The 16,859-nt window shown below is 49.5% G+C and carries 18 protein-coding genes, 1 tRNA gene and 1 pseudogene; 17 read left to right on the top strand and 3 right to left on the bottom strand.

From position 1 onward, the window contains the following. Window positions 1-74 precede the first annotated feature (74 nt). The 6 genes from ACJHXB_RS10140 to tsuB all read left to right on the top strand — a co-directional run bounded on the left by ACJHXB_RS10140 (window position 75) and on the right by tsuB (window position 4,967). Window positions 75-899: an SDR family oxidoreductase gene (locus ACJHXB_RS10140; protein WP_000754737.1), complete on the top strand. Its 825-nt coding sequence runs from the start codon at window positions 75-77 to the stop codon at window positions 897-899. Between the two features lie 45 nt (window positions 900-944). After that, the gene (locus ACJHXB_RS10135) at window positions 945-1,874 is read left to right on the top strand and encodes a LysR substrate-binding domain-containing protein (RefSeq protein WP_097447025.1); all 930 of its coding nucleotides are present in this window, start codon (window positions 945-947) and stop codon (window positions 1,872-1,874) included. A 214-nt stretch (window positions 1,875-2,088) separates the two neighbouring features. Further along, window positions 2,089-2,151: a membrane protein YoeI gene (yoeI, locus tag ACJHXB_RS10130; RefSeq protein ID WP_010723108.1), complete on the top strand. Its 63-nt coding sequence runs from the start codon at window positions 2,089-2,091 to the stop codon at window positions 2,149-2,151. Then, window positions 2,141-3,499, top strand: coding sequence for a putrescine/proton symporter PlaP (gene plaP / locus ACJHXB_RS10125; protein WP_000019197.1), 1,359 nt, complete (start codon window positions 2,141-2,143; stop codon window positions 3,497-3,499). The genes yoeI and plaP overlap by 11 nt, the downstream gene beginning before the upstream one ends. A gap of 168 nt (window positions 3,500-3,667) precedes the next feature. Then, window positions 3,668-4,726, top strand: a complete 1,059-nt coding sequence (tsuA, locus tag ACJHXB_RS10120) for a thiosulfate utilization transporter TsuA/YeeE (protein ID WP_000492321.1) — start codon at window positions 3,668-3,670, stop codon at window positions 4,724-4,726. A gap of 13 nt (window positions 4,727-4,739) precedes the next feature. Continuing rightward, window positions 4,740-4,967 carry a thiosulfate utilization sulfurtransferase TsuB/YeeD gene (gene tsuB, locus ACJHXB_RS10115; RefSeq protein ID WP_000985273.1) on the top strand — a complete coding sequence of 76 codons (228 nt, stop codon included), beginning with the start codon at window positions 4,740-4,742 and terminating at the stop codon, window positions 4,965-4,967. A gap of 42 nt (window positions 4,968-5,009) precedes the next feature. Here tsuB and sbcB read toward each other — a convergent pair whose 3' ends face one another. After that, window positions 5,010-6,437 (bottom strand): exodeoxyribonuclease I, encoded by a 1,428-nt coding sequence (gene sbcB / locus ACJHXB_RS10110; protein ID WP_000980601.1) that lies wholly within the window; start codon window positions 6,435-6,437, stop codon window positions 5,010-5,012. A 208-nt stretch (window positions 6,438-6,645) separates the two neighbouring features. Between sbcB and dacD the strand changes: the two genes are divergently transcribed. From dacD to ACJHXB_RS10090, 4 genes are all read left to right on the top strand, one after another. Then, window positions 6,646-7,812, top strand: a complete 1,167-nt coding sequence (gene dacD / locus ACJHXB_RS10105) for a serine-type D-Ala-D-Ala carboxypeptidase DacD (RefSeq protein WP_001514310.1) — start codon at window positions 6,646-6,648, stop codon at window positions 7,810-7,812. A gap of 118 nt (window positions 7,813-7,930) precedes the next feature. Beyond that, entirely contained in the window at window positions 7,931-8,404 is a 474-nt protein-coding gene (sbmC, locus tag ACJHXB_RS10100) for a DNA gyrase inhibitor SbmC (protein ID WP_001105393.1), read from the top strand. Between the two features lie 197 nt (window positions 8,405-8,601). Then, on the top strand, window positions 8,602-9,660 hold the full coding sequence (locus tag ACJHXB_RS10095; RefSeq protein ID WP_001200892.1) for an FUSC family protein: 1,059 nt from the start codon (window positions 8,602-8,604) through the stop codon (window positions 9,658-9,660). A 171-nt stretch (window positions 9,661-9,831) separates the two neighbouring features. Continuing rightward, window positions 9,832-10,161 carry a DUF496 family protein gene (locus ACJHXB_RS10090; protein ID WP_000450409.1) on the top strand — a complete coding sequence of 110 codons (330 nt, stop codon included), beginning with the start codon at window positions 9,832-9,834 and terminating at the stop codon, window positions 10,159-10,161. A 100-nt stretch (window positions 10,162-10,261) separates the two neighbouring features. On the opposite strand, the pseudogene ACJHXB_RS10085 reads toward ACJHXB_RS10090, so the two are convergent. After that, a pseudogene (locus tag ACJHXB_RS10085) lies at window positions 10,262-10,558 on the bottom strand (EutP/PduV family microcompartment system protein); the annotation flags it as partial. A 2-nt stretch (window positions 10,559-10,560) separates the two neighbouring features. Here ACJHXB_RS10085 and ACJHXB_RS10080 point away from each other — a divergent pair. From ACJHXB_RS10080 to ldtA, 5 genes are all read left to right on the top strand, one after another. Further along, a complete protein-coding gene (locus tag ACJHXB_RS10080) occupies window positions 10,561-10,896 on the top strand; it encodes a hypothetical protein (RefSeq protein WP_032159232.1) in 336 nt (111 codons plus the stop codon). Window positions 10,897-11,029: 133 nt separating this feature from the next. After that, window positions 11,030-11,575 carry a bifunctional adenosylcobinamide kinase/adenosylcobinamide-phosphate guanylyltransferase gene (gene cobU / locus ACJHXB_RS10075; protein WP_000973153.1) on the top strand — a complete coding sequence of 182 codons (546 nt, stop codon included), beginning with the start codon at window positions 11,030-11,032 and terminating at the stop codon, window positions 11,573-11,575. Continuing rightward, the gene (gene cobS, locus ACJHXB_RS10070) at window positions 11,572-12,315 is read left to right on the top strand and encodes an adenosylcobinamide-GDP ribazoletransferase (protein ID WP_001297350.1); all 744 of its coding nucleotides are present in this window, start codon (window positions 11,572-11,574) and stop codon (window positions 12,313-12,315) included. The genes cobU and cobS overlap by 4 nt, the downstream gene beginning before the upstream one ends. A gap of 11 nt (window positions 12,316-12,326) precedes the next feature. Next, the gene (gene cobT, locus ACJHXB_RS10065) at window positions 12,327-13,406 is read left to right on the top strand and encodes a nicotinate-nucleotide--dimethylbenzimidazole phosphoribosyltransferase (protein ID WP_001193829.1); all 1,080 of its coding nucleotides are present in this window, start codon (window positions 12,327-12,329) and stop codon (window positions 13,404-13,406) included. Window positions 13,407-13,467: 61 nt separating this feature from the next. After that, window positions 13,468-14,403, top strand: a complete 936-nt coding sequence (ldtA, locus tag ACJHXB_RS10060) for a L,D-transpeptidase (RefSeq protein WP_001602802.1) — start codon at window positions 13,468-13,470, stop codon at window positions 14,401-14,403. A 55-nt stretch (window positions 14,404-14,458) separates the two neighbouring features. On the opposite strand, the gene ACJHXB_RS10055 is transcribed toward ldtA, so the two are convergent. Then, window positions 14,459-14,534 (bottom strand) — tRNA-Asn (locus ACJHXB_RS10055). A gap of 325 nt (window positions 14,535-14,859) precedes the next feature. Here ACJHXB_RS10055 and nac point away from each other — a divergent pair. Together nac and cbl are read left to right on the top strand one after the other, a co-directional pair. Then, window positions 14,860-15,777, top strand: a complete 918-nt coding sequence (gene nac, locus ACJHXB_RS10050; protein ID WP_001011451.1) for a nitrogen assimilation transcriptional regulator NAC — start codon at window positions 14,860-14,862, stop codon at window positions 15,775-15,777. 101 nt (window positions 15,778-15,878) lie between these two features. Then, complete coding sequence (gene cbl, locus ACJHXB_RS10045) at window positions 15,879-16,829, top strand: HTH-type transcriptional regulator Cbl (RefSeq protein WP_001011029.1); 951 nt, start codon at window positions 15,879-15,881, stop codon at window positions 16,827-16,829. Window positions 16,830-16,859 lie beyond the last annotated feature (30 nt).

Below are 16,859 nucleotides of genomic sequence, written 5' to 3'. Positions count from 1 at the left end.
ATTCATAGAATGAATTGTCAGTTTTGATACGCTAGCGTAGCCTTATAGATCTAAGGTGTATCAGGAGATAACGGATGAAAAAGGTCGCAATTGTCGGGTTAGGGTGGTTAGGCATGCCGCTGGCGATGTCACTTTCAGCGCGAGGCTGGCAAGTCACCGGGAGTAAAACCACACAAGATGGTGTCGAAGCGGCCCGAATGAGTGGCATTGATAGCTATCTGCTTCGCATGGAGCCTGAGTTAGTTTGCGATTCTGACGATCTGGATGCCCTGATGGATGCCGATGCGCTGGTCATTACGCTTCCGGCACGTCGTAGCGGCCCCGGCGATGAGTTCTATTTACAAGCGGTACAAGAGTTAGTGGATAGCGCGCTGGCCCATCGTATTCCCCGCATTATTTTTACCAGCTCAACATCTGTCTATGGCGACGCGCAAGGCACGGTGAAAGAAACCACACCGCGTAATCCAGTAACCAACAGTGGACGAGTATTAGAAGAACTCGAAGACTGGCTGCACAATTTACCCGGTACTTCGGTCGATATTCTGCGTCTTGCGGGCCTGGTCGGACCGGGACGTCATCCCGGACGCTTCTTTGCCGGAAAAACCGCGCCTGATGGTGAACATGGTGTTAATTTAGTCCATTTAGAAGATGTTATTGGCGCTATCACTCTGTTGTTACAGGCACCTAAAGGCGGACACATCTATAATATATGTGCGCCAGCTCACCCTGCGCGTAATGTTTTCTATCCGCAGATGGCCCGTTTACTGGGGCTGGAGCCTCCGCAGTTCAGAAATAGTCTGGACAGCGGCAAAGGTAAGATTATTGATGGCAGTCGGATTTGTAATGAACTGGGATTTGAATACCAGTATCCCGATCCGCTGGTAATGCCGCTGGAGTAAACGATCACGCCAGCAGGACGCCGCATGCACTGCAAGGGGGCGTGTATGAAACCACTGCTGGATGTGTTGATGATCCTCGATGCCTTAGAAAAAGAGGGCAGTTTTGCGGCGGCGTCGGCCAAACTCTACAAGACGCCGTCCGCTCTGAGTTACACCGTTCACAAGCTGGAAAGCGACCTTAATATTCAATTGCTTGATCGTAGCGGTCACCGCGCTAAATTCACCCGCACCGGAAAAATGTTATTAGAGAAAGGGCGGGAAGTTCTGCATACCGTGCGAGAACTGGAAAAGCAGGCGATCAAACTGCACGAAGGCTGGGAAAACGAGCTGGTGATTGGCGTGGACGACACGTTTCCTTTTTCTCTGCTTGCGCCACTCATTGAAGCTTTTTATCAACATCATAGCGTGACGCGCCTGAAGTTTATCAATGGCGTACTCGGTGGTTCCTGGGATGCCCTGACTCAGGGGCGAGCGGATATTATTGTTGGCGCGATGCATGAGCCGCCTTCCTCCAGTGAATTTGGCTTCTCACGGCTGGGCGATCTGGAGCAGGTATTTGCCGTTGCGCCGCATCATCCCTTGGCGCAAGAGGAAGAGCCGCTCACCCGCCGCGTTATTAAGCGTTTTCGGGCGATTGTCGTGGGAGACACTGCGCAGGCTGGCGCTTCCACCGCCTCGCAACTGCTTGATGAACAGGAAGCCATTACCGTTTTCGATTTTAAAACCAAGCTGGAGCTGCAAATTAGCGGCCTTGGCTGCGGCTATTTACCCCGTTATCTGGCGCAACGTTTTCTCGATAGTGGCGCGTTAATCGAGAAGAAAGTGGTCGCCCAAACTCTCTTTGAACCCGTCTGGATTGGCTGGAACGAACAGACCGCAGGGCTTGCGAGCGGCTGGTGGCGAGATGAAATTTTAGCAAATAGTGCGATCGCCGGTGTTTATGCAAAATCTGATGACGGAAAATCAGCCATTTAAAGAAAAATTATTATGACAAGCCTCTCATTCTCTTGTCATTTCCCCCCCATTTAGGCACAATGCGCCGCTGTCAAAAAATGACTAAAAACCGACGTTTAATTAGCGTCGGTTATTTTTTGCTTCAAACCAATCATTCATACCAAGAGGCCGGGCTTCGTACCGGATAGATATTTACTAAAAATCGACAGTTGTTGTCGCTGAGGAATCCAAAAAAATGGGGCAATTTTTTGCTTACGCGACGGTTATCACCGTAAAGGAGAATGACCATGTCGCATAACGTTACTCCAAACACCTCTCGCGTGGAATTGCGTAAAACGCTTACGTTAGTTCCGGTTGTAATGATGGGTCTTGCCTATATGCAGCCGATGACGCTGTTTGATACATTTGGTATCGTTTCAGGCCTCACGGATGGTCATGTGCCGACAGCCTATGCGTTCGCATTGATTGCGATCCTGTTTACGGCTCTGAGCTACGGGAAGCTGGTTCGCCGCTATCCTTCTGCTGGCTCTGCATACACTTACGCCCAGAAATCCATTAGCCCGACTGTCGGCTTTATGGTGGGTTGGTCTTCTCTGCTCGACTATCTGTTCGCGCCGATGATCAACATTCTACTGGCGAAAATCTATTTTGAAGCTCTGGTGCCTTCCATTCCATCGTGGATGTTTGTGGTGGCGCTGGTGGCCTTTATGACCGCCTTTAACCTGCGTAGTCTGAAATCCGTAGCGAACTTCAACACTGTAATCGTCGTGTTGCAGGTAGTGCTGATCGCGGTGATTCTGGGCATGGTTGTTTATGGCGTATTTGAAGGTGAAGGCGCTGGTACGCTGGCGAGCACTCGTCCGTTCTGGTCTGGCGATGCGCATGTTATCCCGATGATTACCGGGGCGACAATCCTGTGCTTCTCCTTTACCGGCTTTGACGGCATCAGCAACCTGTCGGAAGAAACCAAAGATGCAGAGCGCGTGATCCCGCGTGCGATTTTCCTGACCGCGCTGATTGGCGGCATGATCTTCATCTTTGCAACTTACTTCCTGCAGCTGTACTTCCCGGATATCTCTCGCTTTAAAGATCCGGATGCGTCACAGCCTGAAATCATGCTGTACGTTGCGGGTAAAGCGTTCCAGGTTGGCGCGCTGATCTTCTCCACCATTACCGTACTGGCGTCCGGTATGGCGGCGCACGCAGGCGTAGCGCGTCTGATGTACGTAATGGGTCGTGACGGCGTGTTCCCGAAAAGCTTCTTCGGTTATGTACACCCGAAATGGCGTACTCCGGCAATGAACATCATCCTGGTTGGCGCGATTGCCTTGCTGGCAATCAACTTCGACCTGGTAATGGCTACGGCGCTGATTAACTTTGGTGCGTTGGTGGCGTTCACCTTCGTTAACCTGTCGGTCATCTCGCAGTTCTGGATCCGTGAGAAGCGTAACAAGACGCTGAAAGATCACTTCCAGTATCTGTTCCTGCCGATGTGTGGTGCGCTGACCGTTGGTGCGCTGTGGGTTAACCTGGAAGAAAGCTCAATGGTTCTGGGTCTGATCTGGGCGGCTATCGGCCTGATTTACCTGGCTTGCGTCACCAAGAGCTTCCGTAACCCGGTTCCGCAGTACGAAGACGTAGCATAATCATCTTTTCTAATAATAAACCGGAGTCGAATGAACATTTGGCTCCGGTTTTTTTATCGAAATCCTCATTAATAACCATTTGTTCTAATTTAGAGAATTTGGTTATTGGTCTGCATTCCACCAGTCATGAATAATTTCCCCATTAACATTCATCTGGTTAATTAATTTATGTTTTCAATGATATTAAGCGGGCTAATTTGTGGTGCTCTGCTGGGATTTGTCATGCAGCGTGGGCGTTTTTGCCTGACAGGTGGTTTTCGCGATATGTATATCGCGAAAAATAATCGCATGTTTTACGCCTTGCTGATTGCAATTTCGGTACAAAGCGTGGGGGTTTTTGCGTTAATTCAGGCGGGCCTACTGACTTACGAAGCCGGGGCGTTCCCGTGGCTTGGTACTGTTATAGGTGGGTATCTTTTCGGGCTGGGAATTGTTCTGGCGGGTGGATGTGCCACCGGGACCTGGTATCGCGCGGGTGAGGGATTGATCGGCAGTTGGATCGCGCTTTTCACTTATATGGTGATGAGTGCGGTGATGCGTTCTCCACACGCCAGTGGTTTAAATCAAACCTTGCAGCACTACAGTACTGAACATAACTCTATTGCTGAGACTTTTAATTTGTCTGTGTGGCCGTTGGTTACCGTTTTGCTGGTGATAACGCTCTGGGTGGTGATGAAAGAGTTGAAGAAGCCAAAACTCAAAGTCGCGACCTTACCGCCGCGCCGAACCGGGATCGCTCATATTCTGTTTGAAAAACGCTGGCATCCCTTTGTCACTGCTGTACTCATCGGTTTGATTGCGCTTTTAGCCTGGCCCCTGAGTGAAGCAACCGGACGCATGTTTGGGTTAGGAATCACTTCCCCAACGGCCAATATTCTGCAATTTCTGGTCGCGGGTGACGTGAAATACATTAACTGGGGCGTTTTCCTGGTGTTAGGGATCTTCGTGGGGTCATTTATTGCCGCCAAAGCGAGCCGTGAGTTCCGCGTTCGCGCTGCTGATGCACAAACAACATTACGTAGCGGGTTAGGTGGTGTACTGATGGGCTTCGGTGCCAGCATTGCAGGTGGTTGCTCTATCGGTAATGGACTGGTCATGACTGCAATGATGACCTGGCAGGGCTGGATTGGCCTTGTATTTATGATTCTCGGAGTCTGGACTGCGTCCTGGCTTGTGTATGTTCGACCGCAGCGTAAGGCGCGACTGGCAACTGCTGCGGCAAATTAAGTAAGGTGTAAAGATGGCGATTAAAAAGCTGGATGTGGTGACGCAGGTCTGTCCGTTTCCACTCATAGAAGCAAAAGCAGCACTGGCAGAAATGGCCAGCGGCGATGAGTTGGTAATTGAGTTTGATTGCACCCAGGCAACTGAAGCAATCCCACAGTGGGCGGCAGAAGAAGGGCATGCCATCACCGATTATCAGCAGATTGGCGATGCAGCGTGGAGCATCACCGTTCAAAAAGCCTGACTCAAAATTGTCCTCCGCCGTACTAGCGGCGGAGGCTTCACATTAGACAATCTCTTCCGCGTACTGCCAAAGTGCTTTTAACAGCGCCACTTTCTCTTTGTCATCGGCATATTGTTGTGCCAGCATCTGCAATTCATCAGCATAGCCCTGCAAAAACTCTGGCGTGAAGACCTGGCGGCGGTGCTCCAGCCAGCGTTGCTGCTCGGCATAATCCAGCGTCCCCGGGAAGTTGCGTGCCCGATAATTGAACAACAGCTTTTCAATCCGTTTATCAACAAAAGTGATATCCAGTGCCGGTAAATTACGCGGCTCGGTTTCCAGCACAATTTTCATTGCTGCACGATCGGCGTCACTGAAAAAGCCATTATAAAGCTGTGCATCCACATTATCTGAAGGTGTAAACGGTTCGGCTTCCGCGAATATCGCTACCACTTTTTCACGCACTTGCGGATTTTCACGCAGAATTTTTAGGTTATCGAGGCAATGCTGACGATTAATTCCCAGTCGGTCGGCATCTTCCGGGCGTAGCGTATTCGCCTGGGCCAGTACCGGACATTTATTGATATGCACCAGCTTAACCGGAACGGCGGCGTTATCGCCAAGATCGGCTTTTGCGGTATATAAACGCTCGCGCAATGTGTCGCTATCAAGCTCCAGTAATGGCGAAATGTCTCCTGCCAAATCCACCATAATTACGGCATTGCGATTTTCAGGATGCCACGCCAGCGGTGCCACCCAGCTGGTATTGCCGCGCCATGCCCCAAACATTCCGGAAACGTGCACCAGGGGTTTCATCTGCGGAACATCAATCAACGCCATCAGTTTGTGTTTATTGCGATGGGTAAAGAGATAATCAAACAGGCGTGGCTGACGCGTTTTTACCAGCTTTGCCATCGCAATAGTGGCGTACACATCAGCCATCGCATCGTGGGCGTTGCTATGTTCAATACCATTCGCTTTGGTTAAATGCTCAAGGCGAAAGCTCGGTAGACCGTCATCATTTTCAGGCCAGTTTATTCCTTCCGGGCGCAGGGCATAACAGGCACGCATAACATCCAGTAAATCCCAGCGCGAGTTATCATGCTGCCAGCTCCAGGCGTAAGGATCGTAGAAATTACGATAAAAAACGTTGCGTGTGACTTCGTCGTCGAAACGCACATTGTTGTAGCCCAGAATACAGGTCTTCGGTACGGTAAAAAGCGAGTGAATACGGGCGGCAAACGCGGCTTCGTTTTCTCCTTTCGCCCGTGCCTCCTGCGGAGTAATACCGGTAATTAATACTGCTCCAGGCTGGGGTAAATAGTCATCCGCGGGCTTGCAGTAAAAGACTTCGGGTTCGCCGATGACATTGAATTCGCTATCGGTGCGAATGGCTGCGAACTGTGCAGGGCGATCTAACGCGGGGTGCGTGCCAAAGGTTTCGTAATCGTGAAACAAAAAGGTAGATTGTTGCTTACCGTCATTCATCATTAGGTTAAATCCGTTATTTCTGCTGTCTGCCAGAGTATCAAATATCACCGTGCTAATCAGCTTTAGCGCAACAATTTGACAGCGAGTGGCAACAGATCATGTCAGATAAAAATGCGAGGGTAGTCACATTTTCTTGCACTTTATTCCAGCCAGTTCATAAGTATTTCCGTAAAAAGAACAGCTATTTGAAACTCCTGAGGGTTTGCTGTTGAAACGCCGTCTTATTATTGCTGCTTCTTTGTTCGTTTTTAACTTATCGTCTGGTTTTGCGGCGGAAAACATTCCTTTTTCACCTCAGCCTCCACAGATTCAAGCCGGGTCCTGGGTACTGATGGATTACACCACCGGACAGATCCTCACCGCGGGTAATGAGCATCAACAGCGCAATCCCGCCAGCCTGACAAAGCTGATGACGGGTTATGTCGTGGATCGCGCTATCGATAGTCATCGAATTACGCCAGACGATATTGTCACCGTAGGGCGCGATGCGTGGGCGAAAGATAATCCGGTGTTTGTCGGTTCTTCACTGATGTTTTTGAAAGAGGGCGATCGCGTATCGGTACGTGATTTAAGCCGTGGTTTAATTGTGGATTCCGGAAATGACGCTTGTGTTGCACTGGCTGACTATATTGCTGGTGGGCAACGGCAGTTTGTTGAAATGATGAACAACTATGCCGAGAAGCTGCATCTCAAGGATACGCATTTTGAAACAGTGCATGGTCTGGATGCACCTGGCCAGCATAGCTCGGCTTATGATTTAGCTGTGCTTTCTCGCGCTATCATCCACGGCGAGCCCGAGTTTTATCATATGTACAGTGAGAAAAGCCTCACCTGGAACGGTATCACTCAGCAAAACCGTAACGGGTTATTGTGGGATAAAACCATGAATGTTGACGGCCTGAAAACGGGTCATACTTCTGGTGCCGGTTTTAACCTCATTGCTTCGGCTGTGGATGGGCAGCGTCGTCTCATTGCAGTGGTAATGGGGGCTGACAGTGCAAAAGGTCGTGAGGAAGAGGCAAGAAAATTACTGCGTTGGGGGCAACAAAACTTTACTACGGTGCAAATTTTGCACCGTGGGAAAAAGGTCGGTACGGAACGCATCTGGTATGGCGATAAAGAAAATATCGCCCTGGGAACGGAACAAGAGTTCTGGATGGTGCTACCGAAAGCCGAAATTCCACATATCAAAGCCAAATATACCCTTGATGGTAAAGAGCTCACCGCGCCAATTAGCGCCCATCAGCGGGTAGGGGAAATTGAACTTTACGACCGTGATAAACAGGTGGCGCACTGGCCGCTGGTTACCCTGGAATCTGTCGGGGAAGGCAGCATGTTTTCTCGCCTGAGTGATTATTTCCACCATAAGGCCTGACCTTTCTTTTGCAGCAGACTGGCAGGAGTGCGAGTCTGCTCGCATAATCAACACTCATTCCTTGTGGTTTTAATATTGCAACTATACTGTATATAAAAACAGTAATAATGGAGGCGTCATGAACTACGAGATTAAGCAGGAAGATAAACGTACCGTTGCAGGTTTCCATCTCGTTGGCCCGTGGGAACAGACGGTAAAGAAAGGTTTTGAGCAGTTGATGATGTGGGTAGATAGCAAAAATATTGTGCCGAAGGAGTGGGTTGCTGTCTATTACGACAATCCGGATGAAACACCCGCCGAAAAATTACGCTGCGACACCGTCGTGACGGTACCGAATAACTTTACGCTCCCCGAAAACAGTGAGGGCGTCATTCTGACAGAAATTTCAGGTGGTCAATATGCGGTGGCGGTGGCTCGTGTAGTCGGTGATGATTTTGCTAAACCCTGGTATCAGTTCTTTAATAGCCTCTTGCAGGACAGTGCTTATGAAATGTTACCAAAGCCCTGCTTCGAGGTTTACTTGAACAATGGCGCGGAAGATGGGTACTGGGACATCGAAATGTATGTTGCGGTGCAGCCAAAACATCACTAATTCATCTCAGGGCGGTGTGTTGACGCGAAGACCACTCTTTTTTTGAAAGCGAAAAGAGTAAGATGCGCCTTTCAATTTTTTCGCTCCTGCCGGGAAATTACACTGTTCCCGGTTTGTCCGTCGGATAATTCAGAGGCGCGCCTTCTGGCCGACAGATGAGTTATGAGCGCTTTTAATCTTCATTACGGAGTTTCTGCGTGCGTGCCGATAAGTCATTAAGCCCGTTTGAAATCCGGGTATACCGCCATTACCGCATTGTGCATGGTACTCGGGTCGCGCTGGCATTCCTGCTCACTTTTCTCATTATCCGCCTGTTTACTATCCCGGAAAGCACCTGGCCGCTGGTCACCATGGTGGTGATTATGGGGCCAATCTCGTTCTGGGGGAACGTTGTCCCTCGTGCCTTCGAACGTATTGGCGGTACGGTGTTGGGGTCGATTTTAGGTCTTATCGCTCTGCAACTGGAGTTAATCTCGTTACCGCTGATGTTAGTCTGGTGCGCGGCGGCGATGTTCCTTTGCGGTTGGCTGGCGCTGGGCAAGAAACCGTATCAAGGTTTATTGATTGGGGTGACGCTGGCAATTGTTGTGGGTTCCCCGACAGGTGAAATTGATACGGCGTTATGGCGAAGCGGCGATGTGATCCTCGGCTCTTTACTGGCAATGTTGTTTACCGGTATCTGGCCACAACGGGCGTTCATCCACTGGCGCATTCAACTGGCAAAAAGTCTGACCGAGTATAATCGGGTCTATCAATCTGCATTCTCACCGAACTTACTCGAACGCCCGCGTCTGGAAAGCCATCTACAAAAACTCCTGACCGATGCCGTGAAAATGCGTGGGCTGATTGCGCCCGCCAGCAAAGAAACTCGTATTCCAAAATCGATATATGAAGGTATCCAGACCATTAACCGCAATCTGGTTTGTATGCTGGAGTTGCAAATCAATGCATACTGGGCCACGCGCCCCAGCCATTTCGTGTTATTGAACGCGCAAAAACTTCGTGATACCCAGCACATGATGCAGCAAATACTGCTGAGCCTTGTTCATGCGCTGTACGAAGGTAATCCGCAGCCGGTTTTTGCCAATACGGAAAAATTGAACGATGCTGTGGAAGAGCTGCGTCAGTTGCTGAATAACCACCATGACCTGAAGGTTGTGGAAACACCAATCTATGGTTATGTGTGGCTGAACATGGAAACGGCACATCAGCTTGAGTTGCTATCGAGTCTGATTTGCCGGGCCTTGCGCAAATAATTCCTGAACTTCAGAATCATCTTGCTGCTGCTTCGATTCAGCAAGGATAAAGGGTATGATAGTGATAAGGGATAAAAGCATTGTCATCTGCGGCAGCTATGAGTAATGTTGGCCCTAACGAATAGCGGTTGCTTAAACGAATCCGACTCTCACATTATCAGGGGTATAAAAATGGAAACTACCAAGCCTTCATTCCAGGACGTACTGGAATTTGTTCGTCTGTTCCGTCGTAAGAACAAACTGCAACGTGAAATTCAGGACGTTGAGAAAAAGATCCGTGACAACCAGAAGCGCGTCCTGCTGCTGGACAACCTGAGCGATTACATCAAGCCGGGGATGAGCGTTGAAGCAATCCAGGGCATCATCGCCAGCATGAAAGGTGACTATGAAGATCGCGTTGACGATTACATCATCAAAAATGCCGAGCTCTCCAAAGAACGCCGCGATATCTCCAAAAAGCTGAAAGCTATGGGCGAAATGAAAAACGGCGAAGCGAAGTAATTCCTGTTTTATTCAATGAGGGTTGCCCGGCAACCCTCATTGCTCATTGATTCTTTTCTGTGTATCACCGTCATCATTCCCATCTGAGAACCTGTCGAAATTAGCGACAGAATTCTTCTGTATGCAGCAAGGCAAAAAGTTCTGCAACTCCATTGTTATTAACCGCACTGGTTACTAACACATTGTGCGCTCCAGCTTCCCGTAACCAACATTTCACCAAAGATATTTGTTCCATGTTGGCTAAATCTGCTTTGGTTACTACTCCAATAACAGGGCGATTCATTGACGAGGTAAAGCCTGGCGAAAAAGGGGACCACGGTGCGTCCGCATTAAGCACCAGGGCGATAATGTCCGCTTCGCAGGCGCTGACCAACAGAGCACTGTAGAGGCTGCGGTTTTATCTGTGAGGACTGGCAGCAAGATTTCCAGCCTCTTGACGGTGGGCCTGTGCAATCGTTATCAGATGCGTATAGCGATTATTCAGTGCTGCTATTGATAGCAGCTGAAAGCGAGATATCCGTACCAGAATGGCTCCCTCATTCTGAGGGAACGACGGTAATTGTGATTGCAGAACACAATGCCCGTTTGCTGACTGGTCCGGCTGGTGGGGCTGTGGCATTGATCCATTATCTGAATGAAATCTGTCATTCTAGAGAAACCGCTGTCAATGACGCATTTTGTCGGACGTTAACACGAGGAAGTCTGGCTATTCCGCAATGCCATCTTCTTTCGTAATGGATTGAGAATGCTGGATTTTTAATTATATTACGCGCAGTATTAATCGCGTAAATGTTTTGCGGTCAGCAACGGTGGGGGATCCATTGTTCTGTTCAATGAATACCATCATACAATTGAATCAGGAGTCGGTATGATGATTTTGGTGACAGGTGGAGCACGGAGCGGGAAGAGTCGCCACGCAGAGGCGCTTATTGGGGACTCTTCACAGGTTCTGTATATCGCCACCTCGCAAATCCTTGATGATGAGATGGCTGCACGGATAGAACATCATCGGAAAGGCCGCCCGGCGCACTGGCGCACGGTGGAGCGTTGGCAACATCTTGATGAATTAATTCATGCAGACATTAACCCGCATGAAGCTGTGTTGCTGGAATGCGTTACCACAATGGTGACTAATCTGTTGTTTGATTATGGCGGAGATAAAGACCCTGATGAATGGGATTATCAGGCGATGGAACAGGCGATTAATGCTGAGATTCAGTCGTTGATTGCTGCCTGCCAACGTTGCCCCGCGAAGATTGTATTAGTGACTAACGAAGTGGGAATGGGGATTGTGCCGGAGAGTCGTCTGGCACGACATTTTCGTGATATAGCCGGGCGGGTAAATCAGCAACTGGCCGCTGCGGCAAATGAAGTGTGGCTGGTGGTTTCGGGTATTGGAGTAAAAATCAAATGAGTAAATTATTTTGGGCGATGCTCTCTTTTATTACGCGTCTGCCTGTGCCGCGTCGCTGGTCCCAGGGACTGGATTTCGAGCATTATTCTCGCGGTATTATTACTTTTCCTTTAATTGGATTATTGCTTGGCGCGATTAGCGGGCTGGTCTTCATGGTGCTGCAGGCATGGTGTGGCGTACCACTGGCGGCACTGTTTAGCGTACTTGTGCTGGCGCTGATGACCGGGGGATTCCACCTGGACGGCCTCGCCGATACCTGTGATGGCGTATTTTCTGCACGTAGCCGCGATCGCATGTTGGAAATCATGCGTGATAGTCGTTTAGGCACCCACGGCGGTCTGGCATTGATTTTTGTTGTACTGGCAAAGATTCTGGTGTTAAGCGAATTGGCTCTGCGTGGCGAACCGATCCTTGCATCGCTGGCGGCAGCATGCGCGGTTAGCCGCGGGACTGCCGCATTATTGATGTATCGTCATCGTTATGCCCGGGAAGAAGGGCTTGGCAATGTGTTCATTGGCAAAATTGATGGGCGACAAACCTGCGTCACACTCGGCTTAGCCGCTATTTTTGCTGCCGTATTATTGCCGGGTATGCATGGTGTGGCTGCTATGGTGGTGACGATGGTGGCGATTTTCATCCTCGGTCAGCTTCTCAAACGTACGCTGGGCGGGCAAACCGGCGATACGCTGGGAGCTGCTATAGAGCTTGGTGAACTGGTCTTCCTGCTGGCGCTGCTATAAAGAGACGTGACATGCAAACACTTGCCAATTTACTGAATACGATCCCTGCCATCGATCCTGCCGCTATGTCGCGTGCACAACGGCATATTGACGGGTTACTCAAACCTGTTGGTAGCCTGGGAAGGCTGGAGGCGCTTGGCGTACAACTGGCGGGAATGCCGGGGTTGAATGGCATACCGCATGTGGGCAAAAAAGCGGTACTGGTTATGTGTGCCGATCACGGCGTCTGGGAGGAAGGGGTCGCTATTTCCCCAAAAGAAGTGACAGCCATTCAGGCTGAAAATATGACCCGCGGAACAACCGGCGTGTGTGTGCTGGCAGCACAAGCGGGCGCTAACGTCCACGTAATTGATGTTGGTATTGATACTGCTGAGCCTATCCCCGGGCTTATCAACATGCGTGTCGCACGAGGTAGCGGCAATATTGCTTCAGCTCCGGCAATGAGTCGCCGTCAGGCTGAAAAGTTGCTTTTGGACGTCATATGTTATACGCGGGAGCTGGCAAAAAACGGTGTCACGCTGTTTGGTGTAGGTGAACTGGGGATGGCAAACACGACACCGGCAGCGGCAATAGTCAGCACAATCACTGGCCGGGATCCTGAAGAAGTGGTTGGGATTGGCGCAAACCTGCCGACAGATAAACTGGCTAATAAAATTGATGTTGTGCGCCGGGCGATTACGTTGAATCAACCAAATCCTCAGGATGGTGTTGATGTCCTGGCAAAAGTGGGTGGATTTGATTTGGTCGGAGTAGCTGGAGTGATGTTAGGTGCTGCTTCTTGCGGTTTACCCGTGTTGCTGGATGGATTTCTTTCTTATACTGCTGCGCTCGCAGCCTGCCAGATGTCTCCTGCAATCAAACCGTATCTCATTCCTTCTCACCTGTCGGCAGAAAAAGGGGCGCGTATAGCGCTGTCGCATTTGGGGCTGGAGCCTTATCTCAATTTGGATATGCGTTTAGGTGAGGGGAGTGGTGCGGCGCTGGCGATGCCCATCATCGAAGCTGCATGTGCGATATACAACAGCATGGGCGAACTTGCTGCCAGTAATATTGTTCTACCGGGGAATACGACTTCTGATTTGAACAGTTAAAAACGAAAAGTCTGATAAAAGCTATACTTAACCGATAGCTTTCGCGACTTAGGAAAGGGACATGATGCGTCGTGTAAATATTTTTTGCTCATTTGCTCTACTTTTTGCCAGCCATAATAGCCTGGCGGTAACTTATCCATTACCTCCAGAGGGTAGCCGTTTAGTGGGACAGTCGCTTACTGTAACTGTTCCTGATCACAATACCCAGCCGCTGGAGACTTTTGCCGCACAATACGGGCAAGGGTTAAGTAACATGCTGGAAGCGAATCCGGGCGCTGATGTCTTCTTACCGAAGTCAGGTTCGCAACTCACCATTCCGCAGCAACTGATTTTGCCCGCCACTGTTCGTAAAGGGATTGTGGTTAACGTCGCTGAGATGCGTCTTTATTACTACCCACCAGACAGTAATACTGTGGAAGTCTTTCCTATTGGTATCGGCCAGGCTGGGCGAGAAACCCCGCGTAACTGGGTGACTACCGTTGAACGTAAACAAGAAGCACCAACCTGGACGCCAACGCCGAACACCCGGCGCGAATATGCGAAACGAGGGGAGAGTTTGCCCGCATTTGTTCCTGCGGGGCCCGATAATCCCATGGGGCTGTACGCGATTTATATTGGCAGGCTATATGCCATCCACGGTACCAATGCCAATTTTGGTATTGGGCTCCGGGTAAGTCAGGGCTGTATTCGTCTGCGCAATGACGATATCAAATATCTGTTTGATAATGTTCCTGTAGGTACTCGTGTACAAATTATTGATCAGCCAGTGAAATACACAACGGAACCGGATGGATCAAAGTGGCTGGAAGTTCATGAGCCGCTGTCGCGCAATCGTGCAGAATATGAGTCTGACCGAAAAGTGCCATTGCCGGTAACCCCATCTTTGCGGGCGTTTATCAACGGGCAAGAAGTTGATGTGAATCGCGCAAATGCTGCGTTGCAACGTCGATCGGGAATGCCTGTGCAAATTAGTTCTGGTTCAAGACAGATGTTTTAAGAGCGTTGGTAATTAGAAAGCAAAAAGCCTGCTAGAAAGCAGGCTTTTTTGAATCTGGCTCCTCTGACTGGACTCGAACCAGTGACATACGGATTAACAGTCCGCCGTTCTACCGACTGAACTACAGAGGAATCGTGTGAACGGGGCGCATATTAATGGCAGTGCATGGTGATGTCAAAGGGTGAAATGCATTTTTTTGTTTGTTTGCTGTCTATTTCAACAAAGCGGTGAGATTTCAATCTTATAGGTAATGAACCATCGTGGTGCATACCCTCCTTTTATGGGGCAGGGGAACGCGACAGCTGATAAAAAGAGCCAATGACGAACCTATCATAATCTCTTATTTGACAGTTGGTTAGCTTGTACATCAACGCCAAAATAAAACTGGCAAGCATCTTGCAGTCTGGTTGTAAGTAATGGCGGCACTTGGGCCGATTCTTAAAAACCGGAGGCAACATGAACTTCAGACGCCTGAAATACTTCGTAAAAATTGTAGATATTGGTAGCCTGACCCAGGCTGCTGAAGTATTGCATATCGCACAACCAGCGCTCAGTCAGCAGGTTGCCACACTGGAAGGTGAGTTAAATCAACAACTTTTGATTCGCACAAAACGGGGCGTTACGCCAACTGACGCCGGAAAAATTCTCTATACCCATGCGCGGGCCATTTTACGTCAGTGTGAGCTGGCCCAACTGGCGGTGCATAACGTTGGTCAGGCATTATCGGGGCAAGTCTCGATTGGCTTTGCGCCAGGAACCGCTGCGTCATCCATCACCATGCCCTTATTACAGGCGGTTCGCGCTGAATTCCCGGAGGTCGTTATCTATCTTCATGAAAATAGCGGTGCAGTACTTAACGAAAAACTGATAAATCATCAACTCGATATGGCGGTGATTTATGAGCATTCCCCTGTGGCTGGTGTATCCAGCCAGGCTTTGCTGAAAGAAGATCTTTTCCTGGTAGGAACTCAAGATTGCCCGGGGCAAAGCGTTGATGTTAATGCTATTGCGCAAATGAACCTCTTTCTCCCCAGTGATTACAGTGCTATTAGACTTCGTGTTGATGAGGCTTTTTCCCTACGGCGACTCACGGCAAAAGTCATTGGTGAAATTGAGTCTATTGCCACGCTTACCGCAGCGATTGCTAGCGGCATGGGCGTTGCAGTATTACCCGAATCGGCCGCGCGTTCGTTATGTGGCGCAGTAAATGGTTGGATGTCACGCATTACCACTCCTTCCATGAGTCTCTCTTTGTCATTAAATTTACCCGCCAGAGCGAACTTATCGCCACAGGCACAGGCAGTGAAAGAGTTGTTAATGTCAGTGATGAGTTCTCCAGTGATGGAAAAAAGGCAGTGGCAATTGGTGAGCTAAGCGTTATATCGGGATGGAATAAGATGCGGGTTTTTATTATTTGTTATGCCGGGCATTAGACTTTAACAATAACGGGATATCTGAACTGCCCGGAGTTTACCGTGAATTTCCAACAACTAAAGATAATCCGCGAGGCTGCACGTCAGGATTACAACCTGACAGAGGTTGCGAATATGCTTTTTACCTCACAGTCAGGCGTCAGCCGTCACATTCGGGAACTGGAGGATGAACTTGGCATCGAAATATTTGTTCGACGAGGTAAGCGACTGCTGGGCATGACTGAACCGGGCAAAGCATTACTGGTCATTGCAGAACGCATTCTTAATGAAGCCAGTAATGTTCGTCGGCTTGCAGACCTGTTTACCAACGATACGTCTGGCGTTCTCACTATTGCAACGACGCATACTCAGGCACGTTATAGCTTGCCTGAGGTCATTAAAGCTTTTCGCGAACTTTTCCCGGAGGTTCGGCTGGAGCTAATCCAGGGTACACCACAGGAAATTGCGACGTTGTTGCAAAATGGCGAAGCTGATATTGGTATCGCCAGCGAGCGTTTGAGTAATGACCCGCAGCTCGTCGCCTTCCCGTGGTTTCGTTGGCACCATAGTTTGCTTGTTCCACTCGATCATCCCTTGACGCAAATTACACCGTTGACGCTGGAATCAATAGCGAAGTGGCCGTTAATTACTTACCGACAGGGGATTACGGGGCGCTCACGTATTGATGACGCATTTGTCCGCAAAGGTTTGCTGGCAGATATTGTATTAAGTGCGCAGGATTCTGATGTCATTAAAACCTATGTTGCTCTTGGGCTGGGGATCGGATTAGTTGCCGAACAATCCAGTGGTGAACAAGAGGAAAAGAATTTAATCCGTCTGGATACGAGGCATCTTTTCGATGCTAATACTGTCTGGTTGGGACTGAAGCGAGGGCAACTTCAACGTAACTATGTCTGGCGCTTTCTGGAACTTTGTAATGCAGGACTGTCAGTTGAGGATATCAAGCGCCAGGTGATGGAAAACAGTGAAGAGGAAATTGATTATCAGATATAGCAAAAAGCCCGCTATAAAAGCGGGCTTTTC

Origin of the sequence: Escherichia sp. WS3227_2, assembly GCF_046486495.1 — a bacterium.
In the GTDB taxonomy this organism is placed as follows: Bacteria; Pseudomonadota; Gammaproteobacteria; order Enterobacterales; family Enterobacteriaceae; genus Escherichia; species Escherichia coli.
The sequence above is the reverse complement of the archived record's forward strand: the minus strand, read 5'-3'. Positions and strand labels throughout refer to the sequence as shown.